This is a genomic window from Streptomyces sp. NPDC006687 (genome assembly GCF_040636215.1).
GTDB lineage: Bacteria > Actinomycetota > Actinomycetes > Streptomycetales > Streptomycetaceae > Streptomyces.
In genome coordinates, this window is sequence record NZ_JBEYJJ010000003.1 from 105,768 (window position 1) to 126,268 (window position 20,501).

Genomic DNA, 20,501 nt, shown 5'->3' on the forward strand with positions numbered 1-20,501 from the left:
GAGCCTTGGCCACATACGCTGTCTTGACGCGAGGTTCTCCTGTGGAGGAAGTGACATGACGGAAACTCTTGTGCCGGGCATCGGCGGAGCCGTGATAACCGCCGGGGCGCGGGTGGTCGACCACCCGGCGTGGCCCGAGCTCAAGGCCGCCGTGGAGGAGATCCGCCCCTGGCAGGCCAAGGACGGTTCGATCGACTTCGAGGCCGAGGGTGCCCCCACGGTCGCCCAGGTCGAGGCCGCCGTCGAGCGTGCCGTGGCCGGGGTCGAGGCCCTGTCTCCGCTGCTGCCGCACGCCGCCGAGTACCACCGGGCGCTCGTCGCCGACCTGCGCAAGTGGGTCGCGCAGGGCTTCGGGGTCCCGGACTTCCTCGACTCGCTGATGGCCTTCCACCCGGCCGCGCAGCGCGAGGACGGCCTCCAGCACCTCGTCGTCTTCCCGATGTACACCCAGAACGGCAACCTCGACCGCAACTTCGAGGCCGTCGTGCTGAAGATGGTGTGGCCCGAGTGGCTCGCCGAGCTGGAGCGCACGCGGTACGACAACCCGCTGTTCCTCGGCATCACCTTCGAGGACTTCACCCCGGGCTACGACACCAACTCCGCCGTGCTCTTCCCGGAGACCATCGCCGTCCGCGAGGCCCCCGAGCGCTTCACCTGGGGCGGGATCTTCTGCGACCGCGAGGCCGCCCGCTACCGCAAGGTCACCGAGGCCGCCGTCGACATCCTGGGCATCGAGCTGCCCGAGGACATCGCCCGCATGGTCGAGGACCAGGAGCGCTGCGAGAAGGCGTTCGTCCTGTGGGACATGGTCCACGACCGCACCCACAGCCACGGCGACCTGCCGTTCGACCCCTTCATGATCAAGCAGCGCCAGCCGTTCTGGATGTACGGCCTGGAGGAGCTGCGCTGCGACCTCACCGCCTTCAAGGAGGCCGTGAAGCTGGAGTCCGAGGGCAACGAGCACGGTCGTGACGTGCAGTACGCCGTCCTCTTCGACCGGATGTTCCGCTTCCCGGTCTCCGGCGACCGCACCCGCAACTACGACGGGCTCGGCGGCCAGCTGCTCTTCGCCTACCTCCACAAGCACGACGTCGTGCGCTGGACGGACAACAAGCTGAAGATCGACTGGATGCGCGCCCCGCAGGTCACCAACCAGCTCTGCGCCGAGATCGAGGACCTGTACCGCGCGGGCATCGACCGCCCCAAGCTGGTCCACTGGTTCAAGGCGTACGAGCTGGTCTCCACCTACCTCGCCCCGCACCCGGGCTCGAAGTGGGCCAAGGGTCCCGACGCCCTCGACCTCACGCAGCCTCCGCGCAAGCTCGTGGACGACGTGCTTCCGGACGAGTTTCCGCTCAGCATGTTCTACGAGGCCCTCGCCAAGAAGCTCAAGGGCGTGATCGCCTCGACCAAGGGCATCACCCCCCGCAACGCCGACGACGCCTCGCGGACCGCCGCGTGAGCACTCGCCCTCAGGAGGCTGCACAGATGAACGGCTCCGGGAACGCCCCGCTCCAGGGAGCGGTGGTGGCGGTGGCCGGGGCCGGCGGGCCCGCCGGCCGCGCCGCCCTGCTCCGCCTGGCCGAAGCGGGCGCCACCGTGGTGGCGGCCGACGCCGACGCGGCACGCCTCGCGGAGTCCGTGGACGCCGCCCGCTACGCCCACGGCGGCGCCACCGTCACCGGTGACACCGTCGACCTGCTCGACCTGGAGGCCACCCGAGCCTGGGCCGACCGCACCGAGAAGGAGTTCGGCCGGGTCGACGGCCTGGTCCACCTCGTCGGCGGCTGGCGCGGCAGCAAGACCTTCACCGACGTGGACCTCGCGGACTGGGACCTGCTGGAGAAGCTCCTGGTCCGCACCGTCCAGCACACGTCGCTCGCCTTCCACGACGGCCTGGTGCGCAGTGGCCGCGGACGCTACGTCCTGATCAGCCAGTCCGGCGCGCACAAGCCGGTCGCCAACAACGCCGCGTACAACGCGGGCAAGGCGGCCGCCGAGGCGTGGACCCTGGCCATGGCGGACTCCTTCCGCAAGATCGGGGGCGAGGACGGTCCGGCCGCCGGAGCTGCGATCCTGGTGATCAAGGCACTGGTGCACGACGCGATGCGCGCCGAGCGTCCCAATGCGAAGTTCGCGGGCTTCACCGACGTCACGGAGCTGGCCGATGCCATCGCCGGCGTCTGGGAGCGGCCCGCCTCCGATGTGAACGGACAGCGTCTGTGGCTCACTCCGCAACCGTGAGGACCGACAACGGCAGGACCGACGCCCGCCGCCACCACGACCCGGCCGTGCGCGGTTTCGCCAGCGACAACTACGCCGGGATCCACCCGGAGGTGCTCGCGGCGATCGCCCTCGCCAACGAAGGCCACCAGGTCTCCTACGGCGACGACGAGTACACCGAGCACCTCCAGAAGGTCTTCCGCAGCCACTTCGGGCCGTACGCCGAAGTCTTCCCGGTCTTCAACGGCACGGGCGCCAACGTCGTCGCCCTCCAGGCCATGACCGACCGGTGGGGCGCGGTGATCTGCGCCAAGACCGCCCACATCAACGTGGACGAGGGCGGCGCGCCCGAGCGCATGGCCGGCATCAAGCTGCTGACCGTGCCCACTCCGGACGGGAAGCTCACCCCCGAGCTGATCGACCAGGAGGCGTGGGGCTTCGAGGACGAGCACCGGGCCATGCCCCAGGTCGTCTCGATCACCCAGAACACCGAGCTCGGCACGGTCTACACCCCGGACGAGATCAGGGCCATCTGCGAGCACGCCCACTCCCTGGGCATGAAGGTGCACCTCGACGGCGCCCGGATAGCCAACGCCGCGGCCTCGCTCGACGTGCCGATGCGCACCTTCACCAACACGGTCGGGGTGGACGTGCTGTCGTACGGCGGCACCAAGAACGGCATGATGTTCGGCGAGGCCGTAGTGGTGCTCAACCCGGACGCGGTCCGGCAGATGAAGCACATCCGCAAGATGTCGATGCAGCTGGCCTCCAAGATGCGCTTCGTCTCGGTGCAGTTCGAAGCCCTGCTGGCCAAGGACCTGTGGCTGCGCAACGCCCGCCACGGCAACGCGATGGCGCAGCGGCTCGCCGCGGGCGTGCGCGAGACCGACGGGGTGGAGATCCTCTACCCGGTGCAGGCCAACGCGGTGTTCGCGCGGCTGCCGCACGAGGTGACGCGCCGTCTCCAGGAGCGCTACCGCTTCTACTTCTGGGACGAGGCGGCCGGCGACGTGCGCTGGATGTGCAGCTTCGACACCCAGGAGGAGGACGTCGACGGCTTCCTCCAGGCGCTCAAGGAGGAGCTGGCCCGCTGAGGAGCGCCCAATCCTCGTGAAGCACGCGAAGGGCTGAATATTCATGCCCCTGACCGCAAATCTATTGATCTGCGGTCAGGGGCATGTCTATGCTGCCGCGCATGCTACTTCTCCAGGAAAGCACAGATATCCACGCCTACTTGGCCGCCGACGAGGTCATCGACCATGGGCACCCCCTGGTGCAGGAGACCTCCGACGCCCTCTGGACCGCCAGCGGCGATGCATATTCATACGCCGAGGCGGCCTACGCGTTCGTCCGCGACACCATCCCGCACTCCGCCGACTCCGGCGATACGCGGGTCTCCTGGCGCGCCTCCGACGTCCTCGCCACCCGCAACGGCATCTGCTACGCCAAGTCCCACGCCCTCGTCGCCCTGCTGCGCGCCCGGGGCGTCCCCGCGGGGCTGTGCTACCAGCGGCTCACCGAGGACGACGGCTCCGGCGCCGCCGTCCACGGCCTCGTCGCGCTGAAGCTGCCCGGCAGCGGGCAGTGGGCCCGGGTGGATCCGCGCGGCAACAAGCCCGGGGTCGACGCCCGGTTCAGCCTGGAGCGGGAGCGGCTGGCCTTCCCCGTACGCCCTGAGCTGGGCGAGGTGGACTACGCCGAGGTGTACGCCGCCCCGCACCCCGCCCCGCTCAAGGCCCTGCGGGAGTCCGCCGACCGGCCGGAGCTGTGGCGGAACCTGCCGGACTCCCTGTGAGCGTGGTGGGTCAGCCCGCTTCCTTGACCTGGGCCGCCGTGGGCGCGGTGCCGCCGAGGTGCGCCGGAAGCCACCAGGAGTCCTCCGTACCCTGCGGCTTGGCCGGGTAGGCCGCCTGCGCCGCCTCCAGCAGCTCCTGCACGCGCTCGCGCAGCCGGCGGGTGATGGCCCCCGCGTACTGGTCCTTCGCCGCCTCGATGGGCTCGCCGACCCGCATGGTCACCGGGATGTGGCTGCGCTTGAGGTTCTTCGGCCGGCCCTTGGTCCACAGCCGCTGGGTGCCCCACAGCGCCACCGGGATCAGCGGTACCCCGGCCTCCTGCGCCATGCGCGCGGCGCCCGACTTGAAGCTCTTGAGGGTGAACGACTGGGAGATCGTCGCCTCCGGGAACACACCGATGATCTCGCCCGACCGCAGCGAGGTGAGGGCGTGCTCGTAGGCGGTCTCGCCCTGCTGCCGGTCCACCGGGATGTGCTTCATGGCACGCATCAGCGGACCCGACACCTTGTGCCGGAACACGGACTCCTTGGCCATGAAGCGCACCAGGCGCTTCTGCGGCCGCGCGGCCAGGCCGGCGAAGATGAAGTCGAGGTAACCGATGTGGTTCGACACCAGGACCGCCCCGCCCTTGCGCGGGATGTTCTCGGTGCCCTTCATGTCGATACGGATGTCCAGCGCGCGGAACAGCGTGTGCGCGGCGCCGATCACAGGGGGGTAGACGAGCTCAGCCATGGGAAGACCCCGCTTTCTGCCTGGGGAAGTGCTCCCGGCCGGAAGTTACGGAAACGTAGGTACGCGACCTTGGGGATCGTGCCCGAAACACGGCGCGCTGACCAGCCCAGAGGGCCACTGACGAGGAGATCCTCGTCACGCGGGGAATGCCGGGGGTGACTTCGGCGCTCGGACAGGGAGAGCCCGACGGCCCCGGCCGGGGTGGTGCGTACATGGGGACAGCGTAGACAGGAGAGGGCGTGCCGCAGCACGAGGAGGCCGCCGCGGGTGCGGCCGCGCAGGGGCGCCTCGGCGCGGCCGAACTGGGCCGGGAGCCGGGGGAGCGGGCCACCCTGGTGCAGTTCTCCAGCGCTTTCTGCCAGCCCTGCCGGGCCACCCGCAGGATCCTCGCCGAGGTCGCCGGCATGGTCGACGGCGTCGTCCACGTCGAGATCGACGCCGAACGCAACCTTCCCCTCGTACGGGCCCTGGGCGTGGAGAAGACCCCGACCGTGTTCGTCCTGGACGGAGCGGGGCGGATCGTGCGGCGGGCCGCCGGGATGCCGCGCAAGGCCGATGTGATCGCCGCCCTCGGGGCGGCGGTGTGACCGGTGCGCCGGTGCGCGCACCCGCACGCAGCGTGACGCGCCTGACATCTGACCGCTGCGGCTTGACTGTGTACACGGGAGATCGCCAGGCTGGCGGCATCCCGCGATCCCCGCGGCAGAAGGAAGGCCCCCTCATGACGGCCACGACGGCCTCGCCCGCATCACTCACCCCCGCCGCCGCCGGTGATTCCGGCCGCGCCCCGCTGCCCGGCTCGCCGGAGCTGCTGCGCGCGGTCTTCCGCCGGCATGCCGCCGGGGTCGCGGTGATCACGGCGGAGAGCGGCGGCCGGCCGGCGGGCTTCACCGCGACCTCGCTCAACTCCGTCTCCGCCGACCCGCCCCTGCTCTCGTTCACCATCGCCACCGGGGCCTCCAGCTGGCCGGCGGTCCGCGACAGCGAGCACCTCGGCGTCCACATACTCGGGGAGCACCAGCGGGACCTGGCCGGGCTCTTCGCGCGCAGCGGGGCCGACCGCTTCGGCCCGGGCACCGACTGGGCGCCGGGTCCGCACGGGGTGCCGCTGCTCGGCGGGGTGCAGGCGTGGCTGGTGTGCCGGGTGGTGGCGAGGGTGCCCGCGGGGGCGCACCGTGTGATCATCGCGGAGGCGGTGGCCGGGGACCCGGCCGGAGAGGGCCGGCCCCTGCTGTACCACCAGGGTCGCTTCAACGCGTTGCGCGACTGAATCGTCCCTGCTGGGGCGGGTTCGGGTGGCGTTGGCCAGATCACAGTTCAGCGGCCTTGCCACCGGGGAAGACCCACTGTGTACTGACGAGTAACATTCCTTTCGGAGCGGGGCCCGCCCCGACCGGGATCCGCGCCGGAAGGCGCCTATGCTGCCTCCACAAGGCGGTATCAGTAGCGGTATCAGTAAAAGACGATGCGGTAGGAGAGCCGGCGTGAGCCTGAGGATCGTTGTCTGTGTGAAGTACGTGCCCGACGCCACCGGCGACCGGCACTTCGCCGATGACCTGACGGTCGACCGCGACGACGTCGACGGTCTGCTGTCGGAGCTCGACGAGTACGCCGTCGAGCAGGCGCTCCAGATCGCCGACGAGGCCGACGACGCCGAGATCACCGTCCTGACGGTGGGCCCGGAGGACGCCAAGGACGCGCTGCGCAAGGCGCTGTCGATGGGCGCCGACAAGGCCATCCACGTCGAGGACGACGACCTGCACGGCACCGACGTCATCGGCACCTCCCTGGTGCTGGCCAAGGCCGTCGAGAAGGCCGGTTACGACCTGGTCATCACCGGCATGGCCTCGACCGACGGCACCATGGGCGTCCTCCCGGCGATCCTGGCCGAGCGCCTGGGCGTCCCGCAGGTCACCCTGCTCTCCGAGGTCAAGGTCGAGGACGGCACCGTCAAGGGCCGCCGCGACGGCGACTCCGCCAGCGAGCAGCTGGAGGCGTCCCTGCCGGCGCTCGTCTCGGTGACGGACCAGTCGGGCGAGGCGCGCTACCCGTCCTTCAAGGGCATCATGGCGGCCAAGAAGAAGCCGGTGGAGTCCTGGGACCTGTCCGACCTGGACCTGAACGCCGAAGAGGTGGGCCTCGAGGGTGCCTACACCGTGGTCGAGTCCGCGGCGCAGCGCCCGGCCCGCACCGCCGGCACGGTCGTCAAGGACGAGGGCGAGGGCGGCAAGCAGCTGGCCGAGTTCCTCGCGGGCCAGAAGTTCATCTAGGGGCTCCGGCCTCACCCGTAGCCCCCAGACACCTCGCACAAGCAGGAGAGCAGTCCCATGGCTGAAGTTCTCGTCTACGTCGACCACGTGGACGGTGCCGTCCGCAAGCCCACCCTCGAGCTGCTGACCCTGGCCCGCCGTGTCGGCGAGCCCGTCGCCGTCGCCCTGGGCGCCGGTGCCGAGGCCACCGCCGCGGTGCTCGCCGAGCACGGCGCCGTCAAGGTCCTCACCGCCGACGCCCCCGAGTTCGCCGACTACCTGGTCGTACCGAAGGTCGACGCGCTCCAGGCCGCGTACGAAGCCGTCTCCCCGGTCGCCGTGCTCGTCCCGTCCTCCGCGGAGGGCAAGGAGGTCGCCGCGCGCCTCGCCGTGCGCATCGGCTCCGGCATCATCACCGACGCCATCGACCTGGAGGCCGGTGACGAGGGCCCGGTCGCGACGCAGTCCGCCTTCGCCGCGTCGTTCACCACCAAGTCCCGCGTCTCCAAGGGCACCCCGGTCATCACGGTGAAGCCGAACTCGGCCGCCGTCGAGGCCGCCCCGGCCGCGGGCGCCGTCGAGGCGCTCGCCGTCACCTTCGGCGCGCTGGCCACCGGTACCAAGGTCGTCGGCCGCACCCCGCGCGAGTCCACGGGCCGCCCGGAGCTGACCGAGGCCGCGATCGTCGTCTCCGGCGGCCGCGGCGTCAACGGCGCGGAGAACTTCCACCTCATCGAGGAGCTCGCGGACTCCCTCGGTGCGGCGGTCGGCGCCTCCCGTGCCGCGGTCGACGCCGGCTGGTACCCGCACACCAACCAGGTCGGCCAGACCGGCAAGTCTGTCTCCCCGCAGCTGTACATCGCCACCGGTATCTCCGGAGCGATCCAGCACCGGGCCGGCATGCAGACCTCGAAGACCATCGTGGCCATCAACAAGGACGCCGAGGCCCCGATCTTCGACCTGGTCGACTACGGCGTGGTCGGCGACCTCTTCGAGGTCGTCCCCCAGCTGACCGGTGAGATCAAGGCGCGCAAGGGCTAGTACCTGACCTGCGCTTCTTCTCGCTCCGGGGCCGTGTGGTGATTGTCACCGCACGGCCCCGGGTCGTTTGTCCCAGCCGGTGGAGGGACCATTGACGGAGCGGAACGCCCGGGACTAAGTTCTGCTATGCGGATCTAGGCTTCCGTGAAGCGGAAAAGAGGAGAGTGCACGATGGGTCAGCAGGAGAAGGTGGCGACGAGCCTCGCGGGCGCGGTCAGCGAGGGCATCAGCGCCTCCCTGGCGCCGGTGGACGCGGAACTCGCGCGCCACTACCCGGGCGACCCCGGCACCCGCCAGCCCATCCACACCGTCTACGTCCCCGGCGACGTCTTCGCCGCCGACACCATCCGCTCCTGGGGCGACCAGGCCCTCGCCGCCCTGGACCAGCACGCCCCCGACGCGGCCACCTTCGCCAAGGTGCTCGGCATCTCCGACGAACTGGCCGTCCCGGTCTACGACCGGGTCCGCGCCAAGCTGGCCTCGGAGCCCGTCGAGGACCTCCGCGTGGACTTCGAGGACGGCTTCGGCGTCCGCTCCGACGAGGAGGAGGACCAGGCCGCCGCCTGCGCCGCCCGTCTCGTCTCGGAGGCGTTCTCCAACGGCACCAACGCCCCGTACATGGGCATCCGCATGAAGTGCATGGAGTCCAACGTCCGCGACCGCGGCATCCGCACCACCGACATCTTCCTCTCCGGCCTCCTGGAACACGGCGGCCTCCCCGAGGGCCTCGTCCTGACCCTGCCCAAGGTCACCTACGCCGAGCAGGTCAGCGCCTTCGTCCAGCTGCTGGAAGCCTTCGAGACCGCCCGCGGCCTGCGCCCGGGCCGGATCGGCTTCGAGATCCAGATCGAGACCAGCCAGTCCATCCTGGCCTCCGACGGCACCGCCACCGTGGCCCGGATGATCGAGGCCGCCAAGGGCCGTGCCACCGGCCTGCACTACGGCACCTTCGACTACAGCGCCTGCGTCGGCGTCTCCGCCGCCTACCAGGCCAGCGACCACCCCGCCGCCGACCACGCGAAGGCGATCATGCAGGTGGCGGCCGCCGGTACCGGCGTACGCGTCTCCGACGGCTCGACCAACGTCAAGCCCGTCGGCACCACCGAGCAGGTCCACGAGGCGTGGCGGCTGCACTACGGCCTGACCCGCCGCGCCCTGGCCCGCGCCTACTACCAGGGCTGGGACATGCACCCGGCGCACCTGCCGACCCGCTACGCGGCCGTCTTCACCTTCTACCGCGAGGGCCTCGAAGCCGCCGCCGCCCGCCTCAAGGCGTACGTGGCCAAGATCGAGGGCGACGTGATGGACGAGCCCGCCACCGCCAAGGCCCTGGCCGGCTACCTGGTCCGCGGCCTCGACTGCGGGGCCGTCGGCGCCGACGAGGTCACCGCCCTCACCGGCCTGACCCGCGCCGAACTGGACGCCTTCGCCATCCCGCGCCGCTCGGCCACCCTGACGGCGACCGCCTGACGCACCCGTCGCCGACGGCCCGGCCCCGGATCACCGGGGCGGGGCCGTCGGCGTGTCCGGGGTGTCAGCGTGTCCGGGGTGTCGGCGTGTCCGGGGGGTGTCCGTCACGCGTCGGCCGGCGGGAGCTCGCCCGAGCCCCGGGGGATCAGGCGGGTGGGGAGGACGGTGCGGGCCGGGGGGAGGGCGGTGCCGACGAGGCGCTGGAAGAGGCGGTCCGTGGCCGTCCGGCCCAGGGCCGCCGGGTCCTGGGCGACCACCGTGACCCCCGGGCGCAGCAGGTCGGCCAGTTCGAAGTCGTCGAAGCCGACCAGGGCCACCGGCCGGGGGAGCGCCGCGAGGACCCGTACGACGGTGACGGTCACCCGGTTGTTGCCCGCGAAGAGGGCGGTGACCGGCTGCGGGCCCGTCAGCAGGGCGCGGGCGGCCTCGGTGACCCGTTCCGGAGCCGTCGAGCCGAGGGAGACCCAGGCGTCGGACACCGGCAGGCCCGCGTCCGCCATCGCCTCCCGGTAGCCGCGCAGGCGCTGCGTGGCGGTGTGGATGCGGGGGTGGTCGCCGATGAAGCCGATCCGCCGGTGCCCGGCGGCGATCAGGTGGGCCACCCCGTCGCGGGCGCCTCCGGCGTGGTCGGACAGGACCACGTCCGCCTCGATGCCGCCGGCCGGACGGTCCACGAACACCGTCGCCACCCCGGCCCGGATCTCCGGCTCCAGGTAGCGGTGGTCGTCACCGGCCGGGATCACGATCAGCCCGTCCACCCGGCGGGCGCACAGCGCGAGCGCCAACTCCCGCTCCCGGTCGGGGTCCTCGGCGCTGGAGCCGTTGATCAGCAGGGCGCCGTGGGTGCGCGCGACCTCCTCTACGGCCCGGCTGAGGGGGCCGTAGAAGGGGTCGGCGAGGTCCTCCAGGACCAGGCCGACGGTCGCGGTGCGGCCCTTGCGCAGGACGCGGGCGCTGTCGTTGCGGCGGAAGCCGAGCGCATCGATGGCGTCCTGGACCCGCCGTTCGGTGTCCGGGGTCACCCCCGGCTCGCCGTTGACGACCCGGGAGACCGTCTTCAGGCCGACGCCCGCCCGGGCCGCCACGTCCTTCATGGTCGGCCGGCTGTCGTAACGGGGCTCGGACGGGCGGCGGTTGTGCGGCACGGGACGGAAACCTCCGGAGCTGACGGGCACGTCTGTGACCTTGAGGATAAGGACTGGGCCGACGGCGCGGGTTTCCGTGGCAGGGTGATGCGGGCAAGCCACTGGGGGCTCCGGACGAGCCATGGGGAGAGGTGGAGACGTGATTGTCTGGATCAACGGCACATTCGGCGCCGGGAAGACCAGCACGGCCCGCGAACTGACCGGAATCCTCCCGGAGAGCACCCTGTACGACCCGGAGCTCATCGGCGACGTGCTGCGCCAACTCCTACCGGGCAAACGCCTCGCGGAGGTTTCCGACTACCAGGACCTGCCGAGCTGGCGGCGTCTGGTGGCCGAGACCGCCGCCGCGATGCTCTCGGAGGTGGGCGGGGTGCTGGTGGTGCCGATGGCCCTGCTGCGGCAGGAGTACCGGGACGAGATCTTCGGCGCCCTGGCGGCGCGGCGGATCCCGGTCCGGCATGTGCTGCTCGCCCCGGCGGAAACGATCCTTCGCGAGCGGATCGCCTCCCGCGAGGAGCCGGGGGCCCCCGCGGACGTGGACGTACGGGTGCGGCAGTGGGCCTACGACCACATCCCCGCCTATCAGCAGGCGCTGGGCTGGCTGACGGCCGACGCGCACGTCATCGACAACAGCGCCCTGAGCGTACGGGAGACGGCGGAGCGGATCGCCGAAGCCGTACGCACGGACGCGGCCCCGGTCTGCGACATCGTGCAGACCCCGGAGCCGACGCGGGAGACGGTGGCGGCGGGCGTGCTGCTGTTCGACGACGAGGACCGGGTACTGCTGGTGGATCCGACGTACAAGCCGGGCTGGGAGTTCCCGGGCGGGGTCGTCGAGCCGGGCGAGGCACCGGCGCGGGCCGGCGTACGGGAGGTCGCGGAGGAGGTGGGGCTGACGCTGGAGCGGCTGCCCGGGCTGCTGGTGGTCGACTGGGAGCCGCCCCGGCCCCCGGGCTACGGGGGACTGCGGCTGCTGTTCGACGGGGGCCGGCTGGCGGAGCCGGAGATCGGACGGCTGCGGCTGCCCGGCCCCGAACTGCGGGCCTGGCGCTTCGTCACTGAGCGGGAGGCCGCGCACCTCCTGCCGCCGCAGCGCTACGAACGGCTCCGCTGGGCCCTGCGCGCCCGCGAGCGGGGCCGCCCCCTGTACCTGGAGGCGGGCCGCCCTACGCCGTGAGCCGCAGACCCTGCGCCGTGACCCCAGTCCCACGCCGTGAGCCGCAGGCACGACGTCGTGGCCCCCAGCCCCCGCGCCCGTGAGGTCCGGGGCCGCCGGCGGGTCAGCCCTGGGACGCGCAGGCGGCCGCAGCGGTGCCGAGGGCCTCGGCGGTGTCCTTCGTCCAGGGGTCGCCGTGGCCGAAGCAGGCCACGGACGGTGCCAGAGCGGCCAGGCGGCGGAAGGAGGCGATGGCCTGGGCGCGGTCGGTGTTGAACACGCCCAGCATCACCCGGCCCACCCCCGCCACACAGTCCCCGGTGAACAGCACGCCGTGCTCCGGGAGATGGACGCCGATACTGCCCGGCGTGTGCCCGGGGGAGTGGACCACCACCGCCCCGCCGCCGAAGGGCAGCACCTCGCCGTCCTCCAGCTCCCGGTCGACGGGGACCGGCGGAGCCTCGGGGACCGTCAGGCCATGGGCGTAGAGCGGGATCTCCCACTCCAGCAGCACCGGTTCCGGCACCGGCCGCTCGCCCCGCACCACCGGGGCGTCCAGCCGGTGGGCCAGCACCTGCGCCCCCCAGCGGGCGGCGAGTTCACCGGCGGAGCCCACGTGGTCGCGGTGGCAGTGGGTCAGGACGATCCGCTCCAGCCGCTCCGGGGCGAGCCCGAGCGAGCGTATCGCCGCCTCGATCGCGTCGGCGGCGCCGGCCGGGCCGGAGTCGACCAGGGTCAGGGCCTCCCCGTCCTGCCAGAGGTAGGACTGACCGATGGGGAAGCGCAGCATGTGCAGCCGGCCGGGAAGTACTTCGACAAGATCCATACGGTGACCGTAGGCACGAAGGCCCCTCCCGGGCAGGGGACTTCGCCGGAAGCGCAGTACGCCCAGGGCGCACTGCGCCCTGGGCGTACAGGCGGCAGCCGGCTACGGCTCAGACCTGCTTGGAGGCCGCGTAGTTCACCAGGAACAGGGCCTCGGCCACCGAGAGCCGCTCCAGCTCCTCCGGGGACACGCTCTCGTTCACCGCGTGGATCTGCGCCTCGGGCTCGCTCAGGCCGATCAGCAGCATCTCCGCCTGCGGGTAGAGCGAGGTCAGGGTGTTGCACAGCGGAATCGAGCCGCCCATACCGCTGATCTGCATCTCCTGGCCGTCGTATGCCTCCCGCAGGGCCGCCGCCATCGAGGCGTACGCCGGGCTGCTCGTGTCCGCCTGGAAGGGCTGGCCCTGGCCCACGACCTCCAGCTCCAGCTTCGCCTTCCAGGGCGTGTGCGCGGTCAGGTGCGCCTCCAGCAGCTTGATCGCCTCGGAGGTGTCCACGCCCGGCGGCACGCGCAGGCTGATCAGCGCGCCGGCGCTCGCGTGCACCGACGGGGTCGCGCCGACCACCGGCGGGCAGTCGATGCCGAGCACGGTGACGGCGGGACGGGCCCACAGCCGGTCCGCGATGGTGCCCTCACCGATCAGCTCGACCCCGTCCAGCACCTTCGCGTCGGCGCGGAAGTCCGCCTCCGGGTACTGCAGGCCCTCCCAGACCGCGTCCGAGGCCAGGCCGTCGACCGTGGTCGAGCCGTCCTCGGAGCGCAGGGAGTCCAGCAGACGGATCAGCGCGGCCAGCGCGTCGGGGGCGGCGCCGCCGAACATCCCCGAGTGCAGGTTCCCGCCCAGCGTGTCGATCCTGACCTTGACCAGGGTCATTCCGCGCAGGGTCGCCGTCACCGTCGGCAGGCCCAGGCGGAAGTTGCCCGCGTCGCCGATCACGATGGTGTCGGCCGCCAGCAGCGCGGGGTGTGCCTCGGCGTACTGCTGGAGGCCGCCCGTGCCCTGCTCCTCGGAGCCCTCCACGATCACCTTCACGGAGACCGGCACCCCGCCGTTCGCCTTCAGCGCGCGCAGCGCCAGCAGGTGCATGATGAACCCGCCCTTGCAGTCGGCGGCGCCGCGCCCGTACCAGCGGCCGTCGCGCTCGGTCAGCTCGAAGGCCGGGGAGATCCAGGCGGCGTCGTCCAGCGGCGGCTGCACGTCGTAGTGCGCGTACAGCAGAACGGTCGGGGCTCCCTCGGGGCCCGGCAGGAAGCCGTACACCGACTGCGTGCCGTCGGGGGTGTCGAGCAGGGCCACGTCCTGGAAGCCCTCGGCACGCAGCGCCTCGGCGACCCGGTTCGCCGCGCCCTCGCTCTCGCTCCTGGGGAACTGCGCCCAGTCCGCGACCGACTGGAACGCCACCAGCTCGGCCAGCTCCGCCTTCGCGCGGGGCATCAGCGAGGCGACGGTCTCGGCGATCGGATTCTGCGACATGGGCACGCTCCTCTTGGGTGCGACGTTGTGCACGGTGTATGCCGGGGTGACGGCGGGGTCCGCCCGATCCTCGCACAGCAGGGCGAGCGGGACTCTCGCCGTAGGATCTTCACGGCATCGGAGCAACGTGTGATCAGGAGTAGCAGCCCATCGTGACCAGCGACGACAGCATCGACGGCGGATCCGGCAGGGAAGCGGAGCAGGAGGCCGGGCCCGAGCCCCAGGCGGGGGCGCGGGCCGGGGAGGCGGGCGAGGAGGCGGCCGAGGCGGCCGGCGAGGTGTGGGACGTCGTCGTGGTCGGCGCGGGGCCGGCCGGGGCGATGGCCGCGTACGCGGCGGCGAGCGCGGGGCGGCGCGTCCTGCTGCTGGAGAAGGCCGTACTGCCCCGGTACAAGACCTGTGGCGGCGGCATCATCGGACCCTCGCGCGACGCGCTGCCGCCGGGGTTCGTGCTGCCGTTCAAGGACCGGGTCCATGCGGTCACCTTCTCCCTGGACGGGAAGCTGGCCCGCACCCGGCGCTCGAAGCGCATGCTGTTCGGGCTCATCAACCGGCCCGAGTTCGACGCGGCGCTGGTCGCGGAGGCCGAGAAGGCCGGCGCGACGCTCCGTACGGGGACGGCCGTGAGCCGGGTCGAGCAGCACGGCGCCTCGGTGCCCGACCGGCGTACGGTCGCCGTGGTGCTGGCGGACGGGGAGACCGTACTGGCCCGGGCCGTGGTCGGCGCGGACGGCAGCGCCAGCCGCATCGGCGCCCACGTCGGGGTGGAGATGGACCAGGTCGACCTCGGACTGGAGGCGGAGATTCCGGTACCGGCGACCGTTGCCGAGGACTGGAAGGGACGGATCCTGATCGACTGGGGTCCGCTGCCGGGCAGCTACGGCTGGGTCTTCCCCAAGGGGGACACGCTGACCGTCGGGGTCATCTCGGCGAAGGGTGAGGGCGCGGCCACCAAGCGGTACCTGGACGACTTCATCGCGCGCCTGGGCCTGGCCGGTTTCGAACCGGCCGTCTCCTCCGGGCACCTGACGCGCTGTCGCACGCCGGAGTCGCCGCTGTCGCGCGGCCGGGTGCTGGTGGCGGGAGACGCCGCCGGGCTGCTGGAGCCGTGGACCCGTGAGGGCATCTCCTTCGCGCTGCGCTCCGGGCGGCTCGCGGGGGAGTGGGCCGCGAAGATCGCCGAGGCGCAGGACGCGGTGGACGCGCGGCGCCAGGCGCTGAACTACGCCTTCGCGGTCAAGGCCGGGCTCGGCGTGGAGATGAGCGTCGGCAAGCGGATGCTGACCCTCTTCGAGTCCCGCCCGGGGCTGATGCACGGTGTGCTGACGGGGCTGCGGCCCGCCTGGAACGCCTTCGCGGGGATCACCCGCGGCTCGACGGACCTGGCCGACCTGGTCCGCCGGCACCCGCTGGCGCGCAGGGCGCTGCACCTGCTGGACGCCCGCCTGGCGCGCAGCGGGCGCGCCTGAGGGCTGCGGGCTGCCGCCGGGCGGGTGACTGTCGGGCGGGTGGCCGTCCGCCGGGCCGCCTCCGGCGGGGGGCGGGGATCAGCCGGTCACCGCGATGCGGAAGACCGGGTGGTCCCCGGCGGCGGCCTGCAGCTCGGCGTCCGTGGACCGCGCCGTGACGCCCTGGAAGAACCGGTTGACCTCCCAGCCCCACTTCTCCAGGTAGGCGCGCAGCACGGCCGCCTTCTCGGCCGGGTCGGTGAGTTCCGTGGCGGTGAAGGGACGGACCTTGCGGCCGAGCCGCAGCTCGCCGCCGCCCGCCGCGCGCATGTTGCGGACCCACTGGGAGTGACCGCGGGCCGAGACCAGGTACTGGGAGCCCTCGAAGGTGTGCGGGTTGACCGGGATGCGCTGCATGGTGCCGGAGTTTCGGCCGCGCACCGACAGCTCCGCGGTGCCGGCCAGGCTGATGCCGAGGCGGGCGAGCTTGCCGAAGAGCGCGTTGAAGCGGGTTTCGAGCGGGCCGGCCTTGACGTAGTGCGGGGTGGACGCGTTCACGAGGGCCTCCGGGGCACGGGCGGACTGCGATTTCGAGAGCACTGCTCTCGCTTGAGAACAGTGTGCCCGGATCGGCGCTCTAAAACAAGAGCGGTGCTCTCGAAATCGAGCACCGCTCACATCGGTGTGCACCGCTCCGCATGTATGCCACACTGATCCGCATGAGTACCGTGCGCGGGGTCAGGGAACGGGCCCGTATCGAGGTCACCGCCGCCATCAAGGACGAGGCGCGCCGCAGGCTCGCCGAGGAGGGCGCCGCCAAACTGTCGCTGCGCGCGGTCGCCCGCGAACTCGGCATGGCCTCCTCCGCGCTCTACCGCTACTTTCCGAGCCGCGACGAGCTGCTCACCGCGCTGATCATCGACGCGTACGACAGCGTCGGCGCCGCCGCCGAAGCCGCCGCGGCGGCCGCCCTCGCCGCCGGCGCCCCGCCCCGCGACCGCTGGACCGCCGTCTGCGCGGCCTTCCGCTCCTGGGCGCTCGCCCACCCTCACGAGTACGCCCTCATCTACGGCTCCCCCGTCCCCGGCTACAGCGCCCCCCAGGACACCATCGGCCCCGCCTCCCGCGTGGCCGGCGTCCTCCTCGGCATCGTCCGCTCCGCACACGAAGGCCGCGGCCTGTCCCTGCCGCCCCTGCCCCCGGAACTACGGGACGAGGCCGCCCGCATGACGGCCGACTTCGCTCCCGGCCTCCCGCCGGAGGTCACCGCGGCCCTCGTCGCCGCCTGGGCGCAGCTGTCCGGACTGGTCTCCTTCGAGCTGTTCGGCCAGTTCAACCGGGTCGTCGAGGAACGCGAAGCGTTCTTCACCCACGCCACCACCCAACTCGCCCACGCCGTCGGCCTCCCCGCTCTCTGACCCCCGCGCCCGGATCCGGCCGGGCCCCGGCCCCGGCCCGCCAGCCGGCGTCCGGCAGTGCCCGCTCCCCGGGAGCGCGGCGTGCGCGCCCCGGACGGGCCCTGCCTCCGGGCGGGGACGGTGCCGGTCCGGGCGCCCTCAGATGCCCGCCGTCTCCTGCCACAGCCGGGCCAGTGTCGTGTCGCCGGTCACCCCCGGGCCGGCCAGGGGGAGCCGGTTCCACAGGGCCGCGTACAGCCAGGAGGCTTCGGCGGTGAGGGTGCAGTCCGCCAAGGTGTCCGTGTCGCCGCGGACCGCGCGGGCCGGTTCCTTCGACAGGTGGACCGTCCAGACCGCGCCCGTGTCCGCCGCCCGGACCCGTATCACCTTCGGCTCCTCGGTCCGCACCCGGCTGCGCGGGCGGGCGTGGAAGCCGGTCAGGAGTTCGTCCACCCCGTCCTCCGCGAACTCCGGGGTCACCTCCGAGAAGGCCAGGCCCCGCGCCGCCTGGGCGTCGAAGCGGTGCACGGCGGTCTCGTGCGCCTGGCGCCGGGCCCAGAACGCCAGCGGCGACGGCGGGGCCGTCGGCAGGAAGGTCCAGCAGCGCAGCTCCTCGGGGGACGCCTCCAGGACGCGCACCAGCTCGGCGTGCCCCTCGCGGAACCAGGCCAGCAGCTCCGCCCCCGCGAGCTCCGGGGCCGGCGGGAACGGCGCCGGCTCCAGGAGGCCGTCCCTCACGTAGCCCGCCGCCCAGCGGTGCACCGCCCCGGTGTGGCGCAGCAGATCGGTCACCCGCCACTCGGGACACGTGGGCACCAGGGCCTCGGTGCCCGCCCGTTCGGCCTCGTCGGCCAGCAGCTCGCCTTCCCGCGCGAGCGTCTCCACGTACTCGGTGATCTTCATGGCCCCGAGTGTGCCAGCAGCCTCCGACAATGGAAGGCGTGGACGGTGAACTCTTCCCGCGCGAGCGGACCGAGGTAGCGCCCGGCGCGGTGCACCTGCCCGGCTGGCTCGGGCCGCGGCGCCAGCGCGAGCTCCTCGACGCCTGCCGCACCTGGGCCCGCCCGCCCGCCGGACTGCGGACCGTCCGCACCCCCGGCGGCGGGACGATGACCGCACGGCAGGTGTGCCTCGGGCTGCACTGGTACCCGTACGGCTACGCGTCCACCGCGGTCGACGGGGACGGCGCCCCCGTCAAGCCGATGCCCGCCTGGCTCGCCGAGCTCGGGCGGCGGGCCGTCACCGACGCCTACGGCACGCCCCCGCCGGACGCCGAGGCGTACGACATCGCCCTCGTCAACTTCTACGGCGGTGACTCGCGCATGGGCATGCACCGCGACGCCGAGGAGCGCTCGCCCGCCCCCGTCGTCTCGCTCAGCCTGGGCGACTCCTGCCTCTTCCGCTTCGGGAACACCGCCTCCCGCGGGCGCCCCTACCGGGACGTCGAGCTGCGCAGCGGCGACCTGTTCGTCTTCGGCGGCCCCAGCAGGCTCGCCTACCACGGGGTCCCCAAGGTCCTGCCCGGCACCGCCCCGCCCGGACTGGGGCTGACCGGGCGGCTCAACGTCACCCTGCGGGTCGGCGGCCTGGGCCGGGCGTAGCCGCTGCGGTCCCGGCCGCCCGATCATGCGAGGATCCCTCCATGAACGGCAACGGCGCCCCGCCGAGGGTGGGGGACGGGAACACGGCGTCGACGGCGTCCACGGCGTCCACCAAGAGCAAGCTGGAACGGGGCCGCAGCGCGCTGGGTCCGGCCCTGGAGCTGGTCCACACCGGACGGGCCCCCACCCGCGCGGTCCTGACCGCCGAGCTCGGCGTCACCCGTGCCACCGCCGGAGCCGTCGCCGCCGAGCTGGAGGCCCTCGGCCTGATCCGCGTCGACTCCCGCCCGGGCGGCGCGGGCGGTGCCCAGGGGCGCCCCTCGCACCGGCTCGCCATCGAGGAGAACGGGCCCGTGGCGCTGGCCGCCCAGGTGCACTCGGACGGGTTCCGGGCCGCGCTCGTCGGCCTCGGCGGGCGGATCGTGGCCACCGCGCCCGGCAAGGTCACCGTCTCCGCCGACCCGGCCCAGGTGCTCGGCGCGGTCGTCGCGGCGGGCGCCGAACTGCTCGCCGCGACGGGGCGGCGCTGCGTCGGCGCGGGCCTCGCGGTGCCCTCGGCGGTCGCCGAGCCCGAGGGAACGGCCCTCAACCCGCTGCACCTGGCCTGGCCGGCCGGTTCTCCCGTACGGGCCGTCTTCGCCGAGTGCGTCAAGGCGGCCGGGATTGACGGACCGGCCCTGACCGGCAACGACGTCAACCTCGCCGCGCTCGCCGAACACCGCCACGGCGCCGGCCGCAGCGCCCAGCACCTGCTGTGCGTGGCCACCGGGCACCGGGGCGTCGGCGGCGCGCTCGTGCTGGACGGCCGGCTGCACAGCGGCAGCTCCGGCCTGGCCCTGGAGGTCGGCCACCTCACCGTCAACCCCGAGGGACGCCCCTGCCACTGCGGCAGCCGGGGCTGCCTGGACGTGGAGGCCGACCCGCTGGCCTTCCTGACCGCGGCCGGCCGTACGCCCGGCCCCGAGGTGTCGCTGCTCCAGCAGGCCCGTGACCTGCTGCGTACCGAGTACGCGCAGCCCTCCGTACGGGCGGCCGCCGAGGAGCTCATCGACCGGCTCGGGCTGGGCCTGGCGGGGCTGGTCAACATCCTCAACCCGGACCGGATCATCCTCGGCGGGCTCCACCGCGAGCTGCTGCACGCCGACCCGGAGCGGCTGCGCGCCGTGGTGGCGGACCGCAGTCTGTGGGGGCGCAGCGGGGGAGTGCCGATCCTGCCGTGCACCCTCGACCACAACAGCCTGGTCGGGGCGGCGGAGCTGGCCTGGCAGCCGGTGCTGGACGATCCGCTGGGGACGCTGGGCGCGGCGGTCTGAGCCGCGCCGGGCCGTCCCGGTGGGGCGGGGGTGGCCCGGGGTGCGTCAGCCGGGCCCGGTGCCGACCGACACCGACGCCGGCACGGCCGTTCCGACGGGCTGCGCGTCCACGGCGCCGATCACCGCCCGGGCGGGTTCTCGTACGGGCATCTTCACATCGATACGGACCGTGTGCGCCGGAGCCGCCGGCGCGGGGGCGGCCCGCAGGGAGAACCAGACCACCTTGCCGGTGCCGTCCGGCTGATGGCGTGCCCCCCATGCCTCGCTGACCGCCTCCACGAGCGCCAGCCCGCGGCCGCAGGTCTCCAGACCGCCTGCCTCGCGCACGACGGGGAGCCGCGGATCGCTGTCATGGACGGAGACCGTGAGCCGCCCGAGGCGGAGCTCGATCTCGACCCTGCAGACCTTGTCGGGCCGCGCGTGGCGGTGGACGTTGCTGAGCAGCTCCGTCACGCCGAGCGCGGCCCGGTCTATCAGTGGGTCGAGCTGCCAGTGGCGCAGTTGGGCGGAGACGATCCTGCGGACCTGTCCGATCCGCGCGGGGTGGGCCTGCAGTTCCACGACGCAGTGCCTGCGGGAATGTGTGATCACGGCTGCGACTCCCCGACATCAGTGTTACGGGTGCTGCAC

General features: G+C 73.0%; 21 protein-coding genes. 14 read left to right on the forward strand and 7 right to left on the reverse strand.

What is annotated here, in order from left to right; translation table 11 throughout:
* Positions 1–55: 55 nt before the first annotated feature.
* The 4 genes from ABZ716_RS04935 (at position 56) to ABZ716_RS04950 (ending at position 4,018) form a co-directional block, all read left to right on the forward strand.
* Positions 56–1,462 (forward strand): DUF6421 family protein, encoded by a 1,407-nt coding sequence (locus ABZ716_RS04935; RefSeq protein ID WP_358956559.1) that lies wholly within the window; start codon positions 56–58, stop codon positions 1,460–1,462.
* Positions 1,463–1,488: 26 nt separating this feature from the next.
* On the forward strand, positions 1,489–2,244 hold the full coding sequence (locus ABZ716_RS04940) for an SDR family NAD(P)-dependent oxidoreductase (RefSeq protein WP_351883808.1): 756 nt from the start codon (positions 1,489–1,491) through the stop codon (positions 2,242–2,244).
* Complete coding sequence (locus ABZ716_RS04945) at positions 2,241–3,317, forward strand: low specificity L-threonine aldolase (RefSeq protein WP_358811655.1); 1,077 nt, start codon at positions 2,241–2,243, stop codon at positions 3,315–3,317. The genes ABZ716_RS04940 and ABZ716_RS04945 overlap by 4 nt, the downstream gene beginning before the upstream one ends.
* A 101-nt stretch (positions 3,318–3,418) precedes the next feature.
* Positions 3,419–4,018, forward strand: coding sequence for a transglutaminase family protein (locus ABZ716_RS04950; RefSeq protein ID WP_358956562.1), 600 nt, complete (start codon positions 3,419–3,421; stop codon positions 4,016–4,018).
* 10 nt (positions 4,019–4,028) lie between these two features.
* On the opposite strand, the gene ABZ716_RS04955 is transcribed toward ABZ716_RS04950, so the two are convergent.
* Complete coding sequence (locus ABZ716_RS04955; protein WP_358811653.1) at positions 4,029–4,751, reverse strand: lysophospholipid acyltransferase family protein; 723 nt, start codon at positions 4,749–4,751, stop codon at positions 4,029–4,031.
* 239 nt (positions 4,752–4,990) lie between these two features.
* Here ABZ716_RS04955 and ABZ716_RS04960 point away from each other — a divergent pair, with 239 nt between their 5' ends.
* From ABZ716_RS04960 to ABZ716_RS04980, 5 genes are all read left to right on the forward strand, one after another.
* Positions 4,991–5,338 (forward strand): thioredoxin family protein, encoded by a 348-nt coding sequence (locus ABZ716_RS04960; RefSeq protein ID WP_358956564.1) that lies wholly within the window; start codon positions 4,991–4,993, stop codon positions 5,336–5,338.
* Positions 5,339–5,472: 134 nt separating this feature from the next.
* Positions 5,473–6,021: a flavin reductase family protein gene (locus ABZ716_RS04965; protein WP_358956567.1), complete on the forward strand. Its 549-nt coding sequence runs from the start codon at positions 5,473–5,475 to the stop codon at positions 6,019–6,021.
* Positions 6,022–6,235: 214 nt separating this feature from the next.
* The gene (locus tag ABZ716_RS04970) at positions 6,236–7,021 is read left to right on the forward strand and encodes an electron transfer flavoprotein subunit beta/FixA family protein (RefSeq protein WP_358956569.1); all 786 of its coding nucleotides are present in this window, start codon (positions 6,236–6,238) and stop codon (positions 7,019–7,021) included.
* A 57-nt stretch (positions 7,022–7,078) separates the two neighbouring features.
* Positions 7,079–8,041, forward strand: coding sequence for an electron transfer flavoprotein subunit alpha/FixB family protein (locus ABZ716_RS04975; protein ID WP_358956571.1), 963 nt, complete (start codon positions 7,079–7,081; stop codon positions 8,039–8,041).
* 171 nt (positions 8,042–8,212) lie between these two features.
* Positions 8,213–9,511, forward strand: coding sequence for an aldolase (locus ABZ716_RS04980; protein ID WP_358956573.1), 1,299 nt, complete (start codon positions 8,213–8,215; stop codon positions 9,509–9,511).
* 104 nt (positions 9,512–9,615) lie between these two features.
* Here the strand turns inward: ABZ716_RS04980 and ABZ716_RS04985 are convergent, their stop codons facing one another.
* Positions 9,616–10,605: a LacI family DNA-binding transcriptional regulator gene (locus tag ABZ716_RS04985; RefSeq protein WP_358957072.1), complete on the reverse strand. Its 990-nt coding sequence runs from the start codon at positions 10,603–10,605 to the stop codon at positions 9,616–9,618.
* Positions 10,606–10,777: 172 nt separating this feature from the next.
* Between ABZ716_RS04985 and ABZ716_RS04990 the strand changes: the two genes are divergently transcribed.
* Positions 10,778–11,833 carry an NUDIX domain-containing protein gene (locus ABZ716_RS04990; protein WP_358956575.1) on the forward strand — a complete coding sequence of 352 codons (1,056 nt, stop codon included), beginning with the start codon at positions 10,778–10,780 and terminating at the stop codon, positions 11,831–11,833.
* 103 nt (positions 11,834–11,936) lie between these two features.
* Here the strand turns inward: ABZ716_RS04990 and ABZ716_RS04995 are convergent, their stop codons facing one another.
* Both ABZ716_RS04995 and ABZ716_RS05000 read right to left on the reverse strand, forming a co-directional pair.
* The gene (locus tag ABZ716_RS04995; protein ID WP_358956577.1) at positions 11,937–12,638 is read right to left on the reverse strand and encodes an MBL fold metallo-hydrolase; all 702 of its coding nucleotides are present in this window, start codon (positions 12,636–12,638) and stop codon (positions 11,937–11,939) included.
* A 109-nt stretch (positions 12,639–12,747) separates the two neighbouring features.
* The gene (locus ABZ716_RS05000; protein WP_358956580.1) at positions 12,748–14,112 is read right to left on the reverse strand and encodes a dipeptidase; all 1,365 of its coding nucleotides are present in this window, start codon (positions 14,110–14,112) and stop codon (positions 12,748–12,750) included.
* 278 nt (positions 14,113–14,390) lie between these two features.
* Between ABZ716_RS05000 and ABZ716_RS05005 the strand changes: the two genes are divergently transcribed.
* A complete protein-coding gene (locus ABZ716_RS05005) occupies positions 14,391–15,581 on the forward strand; it encodes a geranylgeranyl reductase family protein (RefSeq protein WP_358811736.1) in 1,191 nt (396 codons plus the stop codon).
* A gap of 78 nt (positions 15,582–15,659) precedes the next feature.
* Here the strand turns inward: ABZ716_RS05005 and ABZ716_RS05010 are convergent, their stop codons facing one another.
* Positions 15,660–16,118, reverse strand: coding sequence for a nitroreductase/quinone reductase family protein (locus tag ABZ716_RS05010; protein ID WP_358956583.1), 459 nt, complete (start codon positions 16,116–16,118; stop codon positions 15,660–15,662).
* Between the two features lie 161 nt (positions 16,119–16,279).
* Between ABZ716_RS05010 and ABZ716_RS05015 the strand changes: the two genes are divergently transcribed.
* The gene (locus tag ABZ716_RS05015; protein WP_358956587.1) at positions 16,280–16,978 is read left to right on the forward strand and encodes a TetR/AcrR family transcriptional regulator; all 699 of its coding nucleotides are present in this window, start codon (positions 16,280–16,282) and stop codon (positions 16,976–16,978) included.
* A gap of 138 nt (positions 16,979–17,116) precedes the next feature.
* Here ABZ716_RS05015 and ABZ716_RS05020 read toward each other — a convergent pair whose 3' ends face one another.
* Positions 17,117–17,860, reverse strand: coding sequence for a maleylpyruvate isomerase family mycothiol-dependent enzyme (locus ABZ716_RS05020; RefSeq protein WP_358956590.1), 744 nt, complete (start codon positions 17,858–17,860; stop codon positions 17,117–17,119).
* A gap of 38 nt (positions 17,861–17,898) precedes the next feature.
* On the opposite strand from ABZ716_RS05020, the gene ABZ716_RS05025 reads away from it, so the two are divergent.
* Positions 17,899–18,558: an alpha-ketoglutarate-dependent dioxygenase AlkB gene (locus ABZ716_RS05025; protein ID WP_358956593.1), complete on the forward strand. Its 660-nt coding sequence runs from the start codon at positions 17,899–17,901 to the stop codon at positions 18,556–18,558.
* A gap of 41 nt (positions 18,559–18,599) precedes the next feature.
* Entirely contained in the window at positions 18,600–19,871 is a 1,272-nt protein-coding gene (locus ABZ716_RS05030; RefSeq protein WP_351883840.1) for an ROK family protein, read from the forward strand.
* 45 nt (positions 19,872–19,916) lie between these two features.
* On the opposite strand, the gene ABZ716_RS05035 is transcribed toward ABZ716_RS05030, so the two are convergent.
* Positions 19,917–20,462: an ATP-binding protein gene (locus ABZ716_RS05035; protein WP_358811642.1), complete on the reverse strand. Its 546-nt coding sequence runs from the start codon at positions 20,460–20,462 to the stop codon at positions 19,917–19,919.
* Positions 20,463–20,501: the final 39 nt, after the last annotated feature.